General features: G+C 38.4%; 12 protein-coding genes. All 12 read left to right on the top strand.

The window, feature by feature from the left end:
• The first annotated feature begins 5 nt into the window (after positions 1-5).
• The 12 genes from ACNKW3_RS05270 to ACNKW3_RS05325 all read left to right on the top strand — a co-directional run bounded on the left by ACNKW3_RS05270 (position 6) and on the right by ACNKW3_RS05325 (position 14,440).
• Positions 6-1,118, top strand: coding sequence for a glycosyltransferase (locus ACNKW3_RS05270; protein WP_427398230.1), 1,113 nt, complete (start codon positions 6-8; stop codon positions 1,116-1,118).
• Positions 1,119-1,129: 11 nt separating this feature from the next.
• On the top strand, positions 1,130-2,128 hold the full coding sequence (locus ACNKW3_RS05275; RefSeq protein WP_427398231.1) for a WalW protein: 999 nt from the start codon (positions 1,130-1,132) through the stop codon (positions 2,126-2,128).
• A 4-nt stretch (positions 2,129-2,132) separates the two neighbouring features.
• On the top strand, positions 2,133-3,197 hold the full coding sequence (locus tag ACNKW3_RS05280) for a GNAT family N-acetyltransferase (protein ID WP_427398232.1): 1,065 nt from the start codon (positions 2,133-2,135) through the stop codon (positions 3,195-3,197).
• Positions 3,198-3,211: 14 nt separating this feature from the next.
• Positions 3,212-5,098, top strand: coding sequence for an asparagine synthase (glutamine-hydrolyzing) (gene asnB / locus ACNKW3_RS05285; protein WP_427398233.1), 1,887 nt, complete (start codon positions 3,212-3,214; stop codon positions 5,096-5,098).
• Complete coding sequence (locus ACNKW3_RS05290) at positions 5,091-6,137, top strand: acyltransferase family protein (protein ID WP_427398234.1); 1,047 nt, start codon at positions 5,091-5,093, stop codon at positions 6,135-6,137. The genes asnB and ACNKW3_RS05290 overlap by 8 nt, the downstream gene beginning before the upstream one ends.
• On the top strand, positions 6,130-7,239 hold the full coding sequence (locus ACNKW3_RS05295; RefSeq protein WP_427398235.1) for a glycosyltransferase: 1,110 nt from the start codon (positions 6,130-6,132) through the stop codon (positions 7,237-7,239). The genes ACNKW3_RS05290 and ACNKW3_RS05295 overlap by 8 nt, the downstream gene beginning before the upstream one ends.
• Positions 7,240-7,329: 90 nt before the next feature.
• Positions 7,330-8,595 (top strand): O-antigen ligase family protein, encoded by a 1,266-nt coding sequence (locus ACNKW3_RS05300; protein ID WP_427398236.1) that lies wholly within the window; start codon positions 7,330-7,332, stop codon positions 8,593-8,595.
• Positions 8,592-9,857 (top strand): hypothetical protein, encoded by a 1,266-nt coding sequence (locus tag ACNKW3_RS05305; protein ID WP_427398237.1) that lies wholly within the window; start codon positions 8,592-8,594, stop codon positions 9,855-9,857. The genes ACNKW3_RS05300 and ACNKW3_RS05305 overlap by 4 nt, the downstream gene beginning before the upstream one ends.
• A complete protein-coding gene (locus tag ACNKW3_RS05310; RefSeq protein WP_427398238.1) occupies positions 9,847-11,274 on the top strand; it encodes a UbiA family prenyltransferase in 1,428 nt (475 codons plus the stop codon). Before ACNKW3_RS05305 ends, ACNKW3_RS05310 begins: the two co-directional genes overlap by 11 nt.
• A complete protein-coding gene (locus ACNKW3_RS05315; protein WP_427398239.1) occupies positions 11,271-11,645 on the top strand; it encodes an EamA family transporter in 375 nt (124 codons plus the stop codon). The genes ACNKW3_RS05310 and ACNKW3_RS05315 overlap by 4 nt, the downstream gene beginning before the upstream one ends.
• 9 nt (positions 11,646-11,654) lie before the next feature.
• A complete protein-coding gene (locus ACNKW3_RS05320) occupies positions 11,655-12,515 on the top strand; it encodes a glycosyltransferase family A protein (protein WP_427398240.1) in 861 nt (286 codons plus the stop codon).
• 44 nt (positions 12,516-12,559) lie between these two features.
• On the top strand, positions 12,560-14,440 hold the full coding sequence (locus ACNKW3_RS05325) for an acyltransferase family protein (protein ID WP_427398241.1): 1,881 nt from the start codon (positions 12,560-12,562) through the stop codon (positions 14,438-14,440).

The following is a 14,440-nucleotide window of genomic DNA, read 5'->3' on the forward strand; positions in this document are numbered from 1 at the left end:
AATTTATGGATAAAAAAGCCCCTAAAATACTTCAATTTATCTGTTCCACTGGATTTTATGGTGCTGAGAGATGGATTCTTGCACTTTTTCGAAACTCAGATCCAGATAAATCACAGCATTCTCTGGCGATAACGTTAGAACAAAACTCGCAAGATTTAGAACTAGTGAAACAGTTCCGAGAACAAGGTGGAACAGCATTCGAAGTACCTATGAAAGGTAGGTTTGATCTAGGCGTGGTTAATAAACTCGTCACCTTAATTAAAGAAAATGACATAGATATCATTCACACCCATGGGTACAAATCCGATATTATTGGCATACTAGCGGCGAAAAAAGCCAAAATTCCCGTGGTTGTGACGCCACATGGCTTTGAAAACTCTAATGATTTGAAATTATCTTTATTTATTAAGCTAGGCAATTTTGCCATGCGTTTTGCAGATAAAATTGTGCCTTTGTCCAAACAGTTAGTAGAGGATGTTACGGCCTTCGGTGTCGCCCCTAAAAAAATTGAATATATTCAAAATGGCGTTGATCTATCTGAAGTTGAAGCATTCAGGGACGCGCCAGCAAAGTTAATTAAAGAAAAGAAACGCATAGGCTTTATTGGGCAGATGATCAGCCGAAAAGTGATCGATGATATTTTGTGGGTATTTGATGAAATCAGTGCCCAAAGAGATGACGTTGAATTGATTCTTTTAGGTGACGGAGATGAAAGAGAACGCTTAGAAGCCTTGGCCAAAACACTAAAATCAGCTGACAATATATCCTTTTTGGGTTATCGAAACGATAGACTAGATTATCTTCGAAGTTTCGACCTCTTTGTAATGACGTCGTCTCTCGAGGGCATACCAAGGTGTCTTATGGAGGCCTGTGCCATGGGAATCCCCACAGTCGCTTATAATATTCCTGGTGTGGATCAATTGATAAAGCATGAGTACAATGGACTATTAGCGAAATTTGGCGACAAGGCTGAACTGAAAGATTACTGGACTAGACTTTTAGATAACAGTGAACTTGCCGATAAATATGGAAATGCTGGGATTGAGTATGTAAATAAACATTATTCAGCAAAAAGGATGGCGCAGGAATATGAACGTTTGTTTAACAACCTTCTATAAGATGAGGGAACATGGTTAAACCAGAATTAGTTTTCTTACTCAGTATAGATACCGAAGAGGAATGGGATTGGAACGGCCCTTTTCCTGAGGACCAGTTTGACACTGAAAACACTCAACAACTCCCTCGTTTTCAACAGTTTTGTGAGAGTATTTCAGTCAAACCCACCTATTTGGTCGATTATGCTGCGGCTAAAGCAATTCCTTCAAATGGTGAGTTTGTTCAGTCAGTCCTGAGCAACAAAGCTGAAATTGGTGCTCATTTGCATCCTTGGGCAAACCCGCCTTTCTTTGGTAAACCCGACGAATTTACTTCACATGTTATTAATTTGCCACTACACCAAGTAGAAGAAAAACTCGATTTATTAATTGAGCTTTTAACCACAAAATTTCACTCACATCCTAAGAGTTTTCGCACAGGCCGATGGGGAATTTCTGGAGATATCATGAAGTTATTGTTTAAAAAAGGCTTCGAGATCGATTCTAGTGTTTACCCCTTTTACGAAAATGAGTACTTTTCATGTCAGGGTGCCCCTGTCAAACCTTATTGGCCTTCCTTCGACGACGTTCTTGGTGCTGGCGTGCAACGTAATTTACTGGAAATTCCAGTATCAGTAGGCTTCAATAGAGCATCCTTTGGTATCGCAAACTCCGTCTACAACACATTAGATACGCCGGCTATGCAAAAATTAAAAGCAAATGCCATCATGTGGCATACAGGTCTTTTGAAGAAAATCTATATGAGCCCAGAGGTAACTGATTTAAATAACCTCAAACTTCTTTGTGATTCAATTATTCACAATGGCTGTCCTATAATTCACATGTATTTCCATAGCTCAAGTTTAATCAGTGACGTCACAGGTGTATTAAAAGCAGATGACCCATTCCAAGTTATTACTAGCCGAATCCAAGGGGTAGTCGAACATTTGTCCAAAACCCATGATGTGAAATGTTTGACCTTATCTGAGGCTAAAACCCATTGTTCAATAAACGAAGAATATATGGCGGCCTAGTATTATGGACGGGCAACAGAATTATCAAATAGTCGATTTTGATCAGTCTCAGAGTAAGCAATGGGATGATTTTATAGAATCAGAACCCGCTAGTTCGCCTTATCATCTATTCGCTTGGACACAAGCCGTACACAAGGCTTACGGATATAGAGTTTATCGATTTACCTGTCTTGTGGATAACAAGATAGTCGCGATCTTACCAGTGGTTGAGATGAAAACCCTGAGTGGCAAAAAAGTCCTAACCTCTTTACCCTATTGCGATTTTGCAGGGCCTATAGGCCAATCGAATGCATGCGAGCTTTTAACCGCGCACTTACATGATTTTGCTCAAAAACATAGTATCAAAATAGTGGAAATCAGAACTTGTGGTGAAAAAGTTGATGAGTCGGCAATATCTCCTGCCGCCAAGGTTAGAATGTTGTTGCCACTGCCTTCAACTTCTGAAAAATTGATGGCCCAGTTCAAATCAAAGCTAAGAAGCCAAATTCGCAAAGCAGAAAAAAACAACCTGACCTACCGAGTAGTCGATGGAAAGTCTGTAACCAACACAGAACTTAACGCCTTTTATGAGGTTATAGCGAATAACATGCGAGCGTTAGGCTCTCCGGTCCACTCGTTCGCTTGGTATAAAGAAGTTATCGAAAACTATGCTCACCATTGTTATATGGCATTGGTAATGCTCGAAGATAAAGTTATAGCGGCAGGGATTGTACTTACTTGCGCAAATAAAGCTTCGATTCCTTGGGCGAGTACAATTGGCGAATACAACCGTCTAGCCCCTAATATGTTGTTGTATTGGGCGGTATTAGAGCAGGCATGTAATCTAGGTTTGTCTGAGTTTGATTTTGGGCGCTCGACCATTGGCGAAGGCACTTACAAGTTTAAAAAACAATGGGGAGCAGAACCTGCTGAGTTAACTTGGTTAAGCTTTGTTAACGGCCAACAAGAAAAGCCCGCAACGGAAAAATCTCAAAATGCCCGTCAATTTGTCGAAAGAATTTGGCGAAATTTACCACTCGAAGTGACTAAAAAACTAGGTCCTCCGGTTCGAAAACGTATCAGTTTATAAAGGGTTAATGCATCATGTGTGGTATAGCGGGTTTTCTGAATAAAGGATTTAACTGTCAAAATACAGATTTATTAGTTTCCATGGGAAATGAAATTGCCCATCGTGGTCCCGATGCCCATGGTGAATATCTAGATGACTTGGTTGGGTTATGCCACAGAAGATTAAGCATTCTGGACTTAAGTGAAGCTGGGAATCAGCCCATGTTTTCTCCAGATGGCAATATTGTCATCGTTTTTAATGGTGAGATCTACAATTTCCCAGAACTTCGTGCCGCGTTGGAACTTGAAGGTATAACCTTTGTTACCGGAACAGACACTGAAGTTATCATCCACTTGTATCAAAAATTAGGGACAGATTGTCTAGCCCAATTAAATGGTATGTTTGCTTTTGCTATTTGGGATAAACAAAAGCAAGAACTCTTCATAGCGAGAGACAGGCTAGGCAAGAAGCCTTTATATTACCTACAACATCAGGATAGATTTGCATTCGCTTCGGAAATTAAGTCTTTATTAGCGTTGCCAGAAGTCCCCAGAGAAATTCGTGATGATGCGGTTTGGGATTTCTTTGCTTATCAGTACATACCAGACCCAAAAAGTATTTTTAAACATATACACAAACTCCCCCCAGGCCATTATATGATTGCCTCAGAACAGGGGATTCAAATTAGTGAATATTGGGATCTTTCTTTTGCCCAAGTGTCTAACCAGGATGAATCTTCACAGGAACAGGCATTAGCCAAGATTATCGAACAATCAACCACCAGCCGCATGCTAGCAGATGTACCTTTAGGTGCGTTTCTAAGTGGTGGTGTAGATTCCAGCGGTATAGTGGCATTGATGTCTAAAAACTCTGAAAGCCCAGTAAAAACCTGTAATATCGCATTCGATAAAGAAGCTTTTAACGAATCTGAATTTGCAAAAATAGTATCCGAAAAATACGCTACTGACCATCATGAATTTTTAGTTCATCAAAATGTTCAAGATAATTTAGAGCACATAGTATCCTTCTTTGATGAACCCTTTGGCGATCCATCATTGGTACCTACCTACTTTGTATCTGAGCTGGCAAGGTCCGCTGTGACAGTAGCCATATCGGGTGACGGTGGTGATGAAGTGTTCGCTGGCTACCAGAAATATAATAATGATGATTTAGAGAATAAATTACGTGAAAAATTTCCTCAAAGCATTAGAACCAAAGTTTTTCCCAAACTCAGTCAGTTTTTATTAAACTCTAGCATTCATTCATTTCGTAGAGCGGGTTCACTGTTAAAAAGTCTATCTGTTGATCCTGCAATGGGCTTTTACATCACTAACTCTCAAATTAGAGATGATGAATGGCAAAACCTCGCGACCGAAGAACTTTCAGAGAAACTAAAAAATTATCATCCATCAGAAAGTACGCTGCACTTCTATCAAAAAGCTGATGGGCCTGATCATTTATCCAAAATACTGTATACCGACATCAAAACTTACATGACTGGCGGAATACTAGTGAAAGTAGACCGAATGAGCATGGCACATTCATTAGAAGTTAGAGCTCCCCTGCTTGATATGAATGTACTTGAATATGCAGCTACTCTGCCTTCAGATAGAAAATTTAAGGATGGGGAAAAGAAATACATCCTTAAAAACATATTTAAAAAATTACTCCCGGATGAAATTCTTTATCGCAAAAAAATGGGCTTTAACGTTCCTTTGGCTGATTGGTTTAGAAATGAGATAAAACCGATAGCAGAACGCTATTTATTGGAAGAAAGCGTTGGTTTGCAACAGTATTTCAAAAAGACAACTATTGAACAGTTCTGGCAAGAACATCAAGCGCTTAAAGCAGATCATAGCACCAAACTTTGGTCATTATTGATGTTTGAAATGTGGTATCAAAGGTACATGTTGGATGCTTAGGGAGCGTATTTATTATTTAGACCTACTGCGCGCACTTGCCATTATGCTGGTATTTACGGGGCATTCGGTATTTGCCCTTAATGGCACTTTGCTTGCGCCTCTAGCCTTTGGTGGCACAGGCGTTGATTTATTTTTTCTACTTTCCGGCTGGTTGATTGGTTATCAGTTATTTGCTGAACAGAAAAAGTTTGGCGATATCAACTTAGTGAAATTTTGGATCCGACGATGGATGCGAACTATGCCAGCTTATTTTGCGGTGTTAGCAGCGACCTTAACCCAACTCTATCTGAGCAAAAATACCGTAGAAAATCCACTTCCCTATTTCTTATTTATTCAAAACTATTATGTTCCTTTACCCTATTTCAGCATCAGTTGGTCGCTTGCATTAGAAGAACAGTTCTATTTGTTTATTGCTCCTTTGATATTACTCACATCAAGATTATCGTCTAAGCATCTACAATTAATCATTTTATTGTGTTTATTGATTTCTCCTAGCGTGTTCAGATATTTTAACCTATACGGTAGCTTAGCTGAAACTCACGTCAGGTGGGACTGTTGTATTATGGGTATAATATTGGCAAATCTACATGCCAATTTTCAAAACCTTTGGAACCGAATTAAATCTTGGGCGAGCGCACTGCTGGTCATTGCAATATTGGCATATGCGGTATGTTATCTTTTTCGTTGGTTCCCACCCGTTGAAAATTACTCAGACCCATCGAAATTGATACTAGCGGTCATTTTCGCTTGTATGGTTATCTACGCCGTTGTAAATCCAGTGCAAAAATTACCTTTTGCTCATAAGAGTATTATGCACATCAGCACTCGCTCCTACAGTATTTACCTGTTACACCCAGACGCTTTTGCAATAGCCAAAAAGTTAGTGTCCCCTACAGATTGGATTCCGTTTTATCTATTATCATTTTTGATCGTTTTGATAATGGCTGAAATCCTCTATCGATTTGTTGAAATAACTTTCATCAATTTGAGAGAAAAAATCCCAGTCTCCTCAAAAAGGGAACTACCGACATATGCATAAAGTAAACATACTTCATGTCACTTATGATATGCAGATTGGCGGCACGGAAACCGTAATTAAAAATATTATTTCAAGCACTGACAGTAATCAGTATTCCCATTCTATTTTTTGTATAGAAGATAAAATGGGACCATGGGGAAGAGAACTCAATGAAGCCGGTATTCCTGTCTTTATGGGAAATCGTCAACCAGGATTCGATCGTCTACTCATAAAAAAAATACGTAGATTGATAACTTCAGAAAAGATTGATGTTGTTCACTGCCATCAATACACTCCTTGGGTGTATGGATGCCTTGCAGCTTTAGGTAAAAAAGCCAAGGTCATATTTACCGAGCATGGCCGCTTTCATCCAGATTCCAGCAGTTGGAAACGTAACCTAATCAATCCTTGGTTGGCGAGAGCAACAAACCATATTACTTCGATATCAAAGGCTACCAAGTTAGCATTGGTAGAATTCGAAAATATTCCAATAGAGCGGATTAATGTGATTTATAACGGTATAGACCCGCTATATCCTGATCCAATGCAGAGTGAAAAATTTCGACTCGATCACCAGGTTCACCCTAATGATATTTTACTGGGAACAGTCGCAAGGCTAGATCCCATTAAAAACCAATTAATGATGTTAGAAGCCTTTGCCTTAGCATCTAATGAATTTTCAAAGATGACGTTGGTAATTGTTGGCGATGGTCAAATGCGAGATGCACTAGAAAAAAAAGTAGAATCTTTGGGAATTAAAGAAAAAGTCATCTTTACCGGATATATTAATAATCCAATCAATATTTTAATGGCAATTGATGTGTTTTTACTCTCCTCACTCAGTGAAGGAACTTCCATGACATTATTAGAAGCAATGTCGTTGGCTAAGCCTTGCGTTGTAACTGATGCCGGCGGAAATCCTGAAGTGATTAAAGATTGTGAAACAGGTTTTGTCACCCCAAATGAAGATGGCGTTTTGTTTGCTCAAGGAATAACCAAACTTGTACAGTCACCTGAGTTAATACAAGCATATGGACAAGCGGCTAAAAAACGTTTTGACGACTATTTTTCAAGTCAAAAAATGGCATCTGAATATCAAATACTTTACGGAAGCAAAAACTAAATGTTTAAGTTATTGATAATTTTATCCGTACTTACCTCTATTGGTTATATGTTTTCAAAGCCATGGATTTCGGCTTTACTGTATTCCATAGTGAGTATACTTCAACCCCAATATGTTTGGTTCTGGGTTTTTGATGGGTTTTCCATATTCAAAATTTCTGCAGGTATTGCGATTTTAGCGGTAATCTTCGCCGGTTTAAAAAAGAAGGTGGATTTTTCTGTCTACAACAATGGGATTGTCTGGGGATTACTGGGTTTACTGGTTTTATATTATATTTCAGATATGGTAAGTCCGTTTCAAAGCTTCTCCTCTTCTGTAAGTTCTGATTTGGTAATTGGAATCTACTTAACCATAGTTATCATGTTTTTCGTGGTGCTGGGATTAATTAATAACAAGCGTGCCGCCATGGGGCTGGCTTGGTCTATCATAGCGATTACAATTTATTATGCGTATTGGGCGAATGATAAATACTTTTCTTATAATTGGGCATACTTTGAAAACGGAAGATTATTAGGACCATTTAATAGTCCCTACGCGGATGGGAACGCCCTTTCCATCATTTTTGTGATTGGTTTACCTTTTATTTTATTTGGTATTTTTGCGGTTAAAAAAGTTTGGCTCAAAGCCCTTTTAATCCTTTCCCTTCCTTTCATTTGGCATGGCATAATTTTGTGTGCTTCGCGGGGAGCTTTGCTAAGTGCAGGCGTTGCAAGTCTAGCCACAGCCTTTATGGTGAGATCTAAAGTCTTTAACATATTCATTGGTATTGGCGTTTGCTTGTTTATCATAGATCAAGGTGCACAGCTTACAGCAAGAACCTCCAATACTATTGCGGTAGCTCAGACTGAAAGCGAAGAACCTATTAACCCTCGCCTCATTTCTTGGAAAGCAGGATTCGATCTGTCATTAAAACATCCGATACTAGGGGTGGGACCAGAACGCTTTCAACAGGCTGTCCGCTTTTATTTCCCAGGAAGAACACCTCACGTTGCTCACTCTACCTTGATTAATTTCTTAGCTAATCTGGGATATATAGCCGCCTTTATTTATTTGTATTTTTTCTATAAATCTTGGCGATTGTATAAAGAAAACAACGAAATATTGAAACAAAAGTTTGATGAAAGTTATGAGTTTTTAAATAAAGCGACTTTTGTAAGTCTTATCGGCTTTTTTGTAGGGGCAATGTTTTTAGATTTAATCATTTTTGAACCTTTCTACTTCCTTCTTATTTTAATGGTAAGTGTTAACTATTTATTGAAGAAAGTACATCTTACATCAGAAGTAGAAAACGAGAAGCCTGTGCCTAATTCACCCATGAATAGACGTATTCGGCAAACGGGAGCAGTACAGAATTGACCACTTTGACGAACATTTTATCGCCTATTATTAACTATGACAGCAAGCTTTCAGAATCAGCTAAGTTCCAGCTGATCGCTAATATCGGCTTTTTCGTGTTGGCAGGTATTTACATTTATTTTCAAGCTCAGTACCAGGTTAGCCTTAAATCTTTACCCTATGACCTCGATGGATGGGGCCATTTAGTAGAGAAACTCGTAGCGCAACAAGAGCTTGGTTGTAATATTTCCGCGACCAGCGCTTATTCCCCTGAGCGTGGCTATTTGCTTAGTCTATTGTTTGCAGGCTCCTATTGTTTAATGGGGATTCCTGAATCGGTACAAATAATTAATGCGTTATTTCATCTTTTAACTTGTGTCGCCTTGATACTCTTCATCAGTAAAATATCGCGTTCAATATTATTAGCCCTCGCCGTCAGTGCCGTATGGACGATCTGGCCGGCATATTCTTATTTGTATGGTTATTACTTTTCAGAACCTATAGGGGCATTTTTGGTTATTCTTTTGACCTTTTTAACCCACAAGATATTCACCGAAAAAGAAACTTCAGCAAAAAACTATGTTCTCGCTATTGCCCTTGGCATTTTAATGGGGGTGTTAATTAACGTGAGGCCGTCCTCATTATTCTTTATAGCAGGACTTTTTATCTTCTCCTTTTTCATATTGAGACACCAGAAACGTTTAATTGCCATATGTGCTGCTGGATTTTTAATTGTATATGCCAGTTTACCTATACTGAATTATCAGCAATTTAACACTTTTATTCCCTTTACCTTGCAAGGCGGTTATGCACTTTTTTTAGGAAACCATATCCCGAGCCAAGGTGCGCCAGCGGGAAATGCCAGGGAGCTTGCCGAGTTCAGACAAATTGAAGAAAATGCCAAAGACCTTAATGCATTAGAAAAAGACAAATATTTTAAACAATTAGCAATCAAAGATGCGATAGCAAATCCAGTTGAATCAGCGCAACTCTTGGTGAGAAAAGCCTTTAAGTACTGGATGTACATTCCAAGTGATTCTTGGAAACCTTCAAACAAGAGTTTAATTATTGGCCTGCCGCTTTTGATCTTATGGCTTGTCAGCCTTTTCAAGAATCGCCAACTGATTTTCTATATCGCTACCTTGGCGATCGTTTCTCATTGGGCTATGCATACCATCGTACATAGTGAATATAGGTATGCCTATGTTACTTTGCCTTTGGTCCTTTTTTCAGTCGGCCATATGTTGTTAAAATTTATTAGAGACAAAATCAATGAATCCTAGTGCTAAACTACCGCTTTATGTTGATTTGGATGGTACATTCATCAAGTCAGACATGTTGTTTGAAAGCTTATTCTGCCTGCTTAAGCAACATCCGTTAAAGCTATTTTCAGTCCCTTTTTGGTTGCTGAAAGGCAAAGCTCATCTTAAGAACAAAATTAATGAAAGTATTGATATTGATATCAGTAGTATTCCTGTGAATGAGCAAACCCTTGCTTACCTTAAAAAAGCCAAGCTTGAAGAGAGAAAGGTTGTTTTAGCGACTGCGAGTAACCAAGGTATTGCGAAAAAATTTGTCAGCCAATACGATGTATTCGACGATTACGTTGCATCAGACCCTAAACATAACCTCAAGGGTAAAAACAAGACGAAAAAGATTCAAAGTATAGACCCTGATTTTGCGTATATGGGGAACAGTAGCGAGGACTTTGAGGTGTTTTGCGAGGCTCAGCATAGTGTTTTGGTAAACCCGACAAAAAAAGCCAAGCGACTACATGCAAAACACCCTGTAGATGAAGTTCTAGAAAGCGAAGCAATTAGTACTTTGAAAGTTTGGAAGAAACAATTAAGACTGCATCAATGGGTTAAAAACTTTTTGATTTTTGTGCCAATATTGGTGTCCAGCAACTTTACTCAAATCTCATTAGTTGTGGCGACCATTTTAGGGTTTGTATTTTTTGGTATGTTGGCCTCTGCTACGTATATTGTTAACGACTTATTAGATCTTGATAATGACAGAGTGCATAGAACCAAAAAAGATCGACCTTTAGCGGCATGTAAGATATCCATCCCCTCCGGCATAATGGTTGCGTTTTTGATGACCTTCATAGCCTTTGCTGGCGCCCTTTTGTTAAGTCTGAAATTTGCTGTCGTTCTACTCGCTTACCTATTTTTAACCTTGTCCTATTCATTAAAGCTAAAACGCTATTTTGCTATGGACGTCATTGCGTTAGCAGGATTATATACCATAAGGATTTTTGCTGGAGCAGCTCTTATAGGTGTCAATGTATCCTTTTGGTTGCTGAGTTTTTCTATGTTTATTTTCTTGAGCCTAGCCTTAGTTAAACGATGCACTGAATTAGTCGCCATCAAACAACAAAATAAAGACCATGTATCAGGTAGAGACTACAGCGTGACCGACCTTACGGTGTTTACATCCTTTGGTGCTACTTCGGCCATGATGTCCTTACTAATGTATTGTTTTTATATGGAAAGTGGCGTATTAGCCGATCAATACCAAGAACCAGATTTGCTATGGTTAAGTCTTCCAGCCTTAGGTTATTGGTTGATGCGAATGTGGGTAAAAACCCTTCGCGGAGAAATGCATGACGATCCAATCGTCTATTCACTGAAAGATCACGGCAGTATTGTTGCCTTATCTTTCGTTTTTGTAACTACCGTATTAGCCTTATTGTTATGAACATATTTACCTTAGCTTTAGTTTTCTGCAGTGTATTTTTATCTGTGGTGGCACAAATTTTACTAAAACATGGCATGACGCGGGTTAATTTATATAAATCATCGTCTGAAACCCTGTTTAACATGATGATTCAAATATTTACCAATATTAGTGTGTTGGCCGGTTTATTTGCCTATGTCGCAAGCGCTGGTGTTTGGTTAGTGGTGTTGTCAAAACTTGATGTAAGTAAGGCATATCCATTTGTTGGTCTAGGATTTATCTTAACTATGCTATTTGCCTATTGGTTCCTAGGAGAATCAATGACCACATATAAAGTAATTGGCACCTTGTTGATCGTGTCCGGTATTGTTTTTATATCCCATTCAAAATAGGAAACAAAAATGTCTTACAATATCGCCGTTTTTGCATATAACGAAGAAAAACACATTCAGCAGTCGCTAAAAACGATATACGATAATGTCGACAAAGATCTAAATGCGGTTTATTTGCTGGCAAATGGATGCACTGACAAGACGGTTGAGTTAGCTGAAAAGTTTAAACAAACCCATGAGCTTGATTCTTTAAACATAATAACGATTAAAATCGGTGATAAATGTAATGCTTGGAATCATTATGTGCATAAGATTAGTCCAGATGCTAACGCTGACTGTCATTTTTTTGTTGATTCAGATGTTGTGTTTACAGAGCAATGCTTTCCAAAACTACACGCTTTATTACTAAATGCGACCCCTACACCAAATATTGTTGCAGGATACCCGCTTAGCGGTCGAAATCTGCCTTTCTATCAAATGCTAGTCGAAGAACGAAGCTGTTTTTTTGGGAATTTATACGGCGCTAGTGAGCAATATTTAGAGATGGTTCGCAGCAAAAAGTTTTCGTTACCTGTGGGTTTAAACTGGATAGACTCATTTTTAACTAAAGCTGCAAACACAGACATACAATTTCACCCCTACAATTTACCCAACAGAGTGATTTATCAAAAAGGGGTTGGATTTGAATTTGAAAGCCTTTCTCCATTTAAAATTGATGACATCAAACTCTATAAAAATCGCATTGCCAGATATGAACTTGGCAAAATCCAAGAAACATTTTTAGATGCTTTAGCTGTCGAAGACTGGCCAGAGAATATGCGCGAAATTAACATGAAGATTGATGCAGATTTTGATAACTTAACCTCACACCTAGGAATAATAAAAACTTATTTGGTAAAAAAAAGATTGCAAAAATTACTAACTAAGTAGTTTATCTGCTTATTGAAAGTCAAATATAAAGGTTACCGCTAAAAATGAAATTTAGACAGGACATTAATGGACTACGTGCTATATCAGTGATGATAGTGGTATTTTTTCATTTCAATGCTAACTGGCTACCTGGCGGGTTCGTAGGGGTTGACATATTTTTTGTTCTTTCAGGATTTCTGATGACTAAAATTATCTTCGATAAACTTGAAGATAATAGATTTAGTATTCTTCAATTCTATAAAGCTAGAGCAAAGCGTATTATCCCTGCGCTAACCGTGATGCTAACCGTGGTAACAATTTATTGTTGGTTTAACTTATTTGATGTTGAATTTGAAGCCTATTTACGTCACTTATTTTCTTCTTTATTGTTTTACTCCAATATCATTTATTGGCAAGAAGCTGGATATTTCTCAGCAAATGCCCATGAAAATTGGCTTCTACATACTTGGTCTCTTTCAGTAGAATGGCAGTTTTATATTATCTATCCGGTAGTGATAAGTGCCCTACTTTTATTGCTCAGCAAGAAAATAGTAAAGGCATTGATTGTGTTTGCAACTGTCGCCAGTTTTGGTTTAGGCGTTTATGCGACAGATATCTGGCCCGACCCAGCTTATTTTTCATTACCCACTCGTGCTTGGCAAATGTTGACTGGCGCCATTATTTTCTTATTTCCCATTCCCACTAAATATCAATCGAACTTTTTGGTTTACATTGGATTAGGTTGTATATGCTTTAGCGCCGTCTTTTTCTCATCTAGCATTGGATGGCCAGGCGTTTACGCCGCTTTACCTATTATTGGCGCTGCGCTGGTGATGATACCCAATAATTCAGGAACCTTCGGTTTTTTCAATCTTTCCCCCATTGTTAAGTTGGGCAAATGGTCGTATTCAATTTATCTCTGGCATTGGCCAATCGTTGTATTCTTGAATAATCAATCTTTCAGTATAGAGTGGTATCACAATTTTATAGGCATCTTAGTGTCTATTTTTCTTGGTTTCTTATCTTATCAGTTTGTTGAACAAAGTAAGTTTTTCATCGGCAAGTTTACACTTTTTGCTGGTGCGCTCTTGTTCGCTAACTTCGCATATGCTTTTTCAATAGGTACAGATTCAGCCCGTACCATGTCAAGCAATCCTGGTAATCAATTAATTGCTCGCTACAATCAAGAGCGTTTAAAAGCAGAGCAAGAGTCGAGTAACCAGTCTTGTCGAGTCAGTGCCAATATGAACTCAGACAATAGTTATGCGCTACCAGAAAGATGCATCAATTTAGAGTTTAAAAATGGCTTAATGGTGTGGGGAGACTCTCACGCAGAAGCCATTACTCAAGGGTTTGAAGAAGATGTGTTACGTGAAACGGGAGTGAACATAGTTATTTCTTCAGGCTGTAGACCAACGATTACCAATAAAGTGGGGACGTCTAGTCGCTTGCGCCGAGCTTGTGACGAAGCAAATAGTTTGGCGAAACAAGTCGTTGAGCAGACACAACCCGAGACTGTCATTATAGCAATGAAAGATAAGCATGAAGAAACCGATTGGGACAACAATATTGCATTTTTAAAAGAAAACGGGGTTAAAAATATCATTATTATCGGCCCTACGCCTCAATGGTACCCCTCAGTTCCATTGGTGTATGTTAGAGAGTCCTTTGGAAAAGAATATTTGTCTGATAACAAGCTAGACCCTTATGTAGTAGAAACAGATCAAATCATGAGTAATAAATTCACTCGCGTAGAAGATGTCAATTATGTTTCAATTATCAATGAATTATGTTTAGAAGATGAGTCGACACTTAAGTGTAAAGTTGACTTTGACGGCAGTTTGATTTCCTTTGATTACGGTCATTTGAATAAAGACGCGGCTACCTACTTAAGCCATAAATTGCTATTAGACCTCTTTCAATATAAAAAAATAGAGAATCATTAA

Origin of the sequence: Glaciecola sp. 1036 (assembly GCF_050306235.1) — a bacterium.
Lineage (GTDB): Bacteria > Pseudomonadota > Gammaproteobacteria > Enterobacterales > Alteromonadaceae > Glaciecola.

Excerpts from the sequence above, each read along its gene's own strand:
- ACNKW3_RS05310 (WP_427398238.1), top strand. The coding sequence starts at position 9,847 with ATGAATCCTAGTGCTAAACTACCGCTTTATGTTGATTTGGATGGTACA.
- ACNKW3_RS05315 (WP_427398239.1), top strand. The coding sequence starts at position 11,271 with ATGAACATATTTACCTTAGCTTTAGTTTTCTGCAGTGTATTTTTATCT.
- ACNKW3_RS05325 (WP_427398241.1), top strand. The coding sequence starts at position 12,560 with ATGAAATTTAGACAGGACATTAATGGACTACGTGCTATATCAGTGATG.
- asnB (WP_427398233.1), top strand. The coding sequence starts at position 3,212 with ATGTGTGGTATAGCGGGTTTTCTGAATAAAGGATTTAACTGTCAAAAT.
- ACNKW3_RS05290 (WP_427398234.1), top strand. The coding sequence starts at position 5,091 with ATGCTTAGGGAGCGTATTTATTATTTAGACCTACTGCGCGCACTTGCC.
- ACNKW3_RS05275 (WP_427398231.1), top strand. The coding sequence starts at position 1,130 with ATGGTTAAACCAGAATTAGTTTTCTTACTCAGTATAGATACCGAAGAG.
- ACNKW3_RS05280 (WP_427398232.1), top strand. The coding sequence starts at position 2,133 with ATGGACGGGCAACAGAATTATCAAATAGTCGATTTTGATCAGTCTCAG.
- ACNKW3_RS05270 (WP_427398230.1), top strand. The coding sequence starts at position 6 with ATGGATAAAAAAGCCCCTAAAATACTTCAATTTATCTGTTCCACTGGA.
- ACNKW3_RS05295 (WP_427398235.1), top strand. The coding sequence starts at position 6,130 with ATGCATAAAGTAAACATACTTCATGTCACTTATGATATGCAGATTGGC.
- ACNKW3_RS05320 (WP_427398240.1), top strand. The coding sequence starts at position 11,655 with ATGTCTTACAATATCGCCGTTTTTGCATATAACGAAGAAAAACACATT.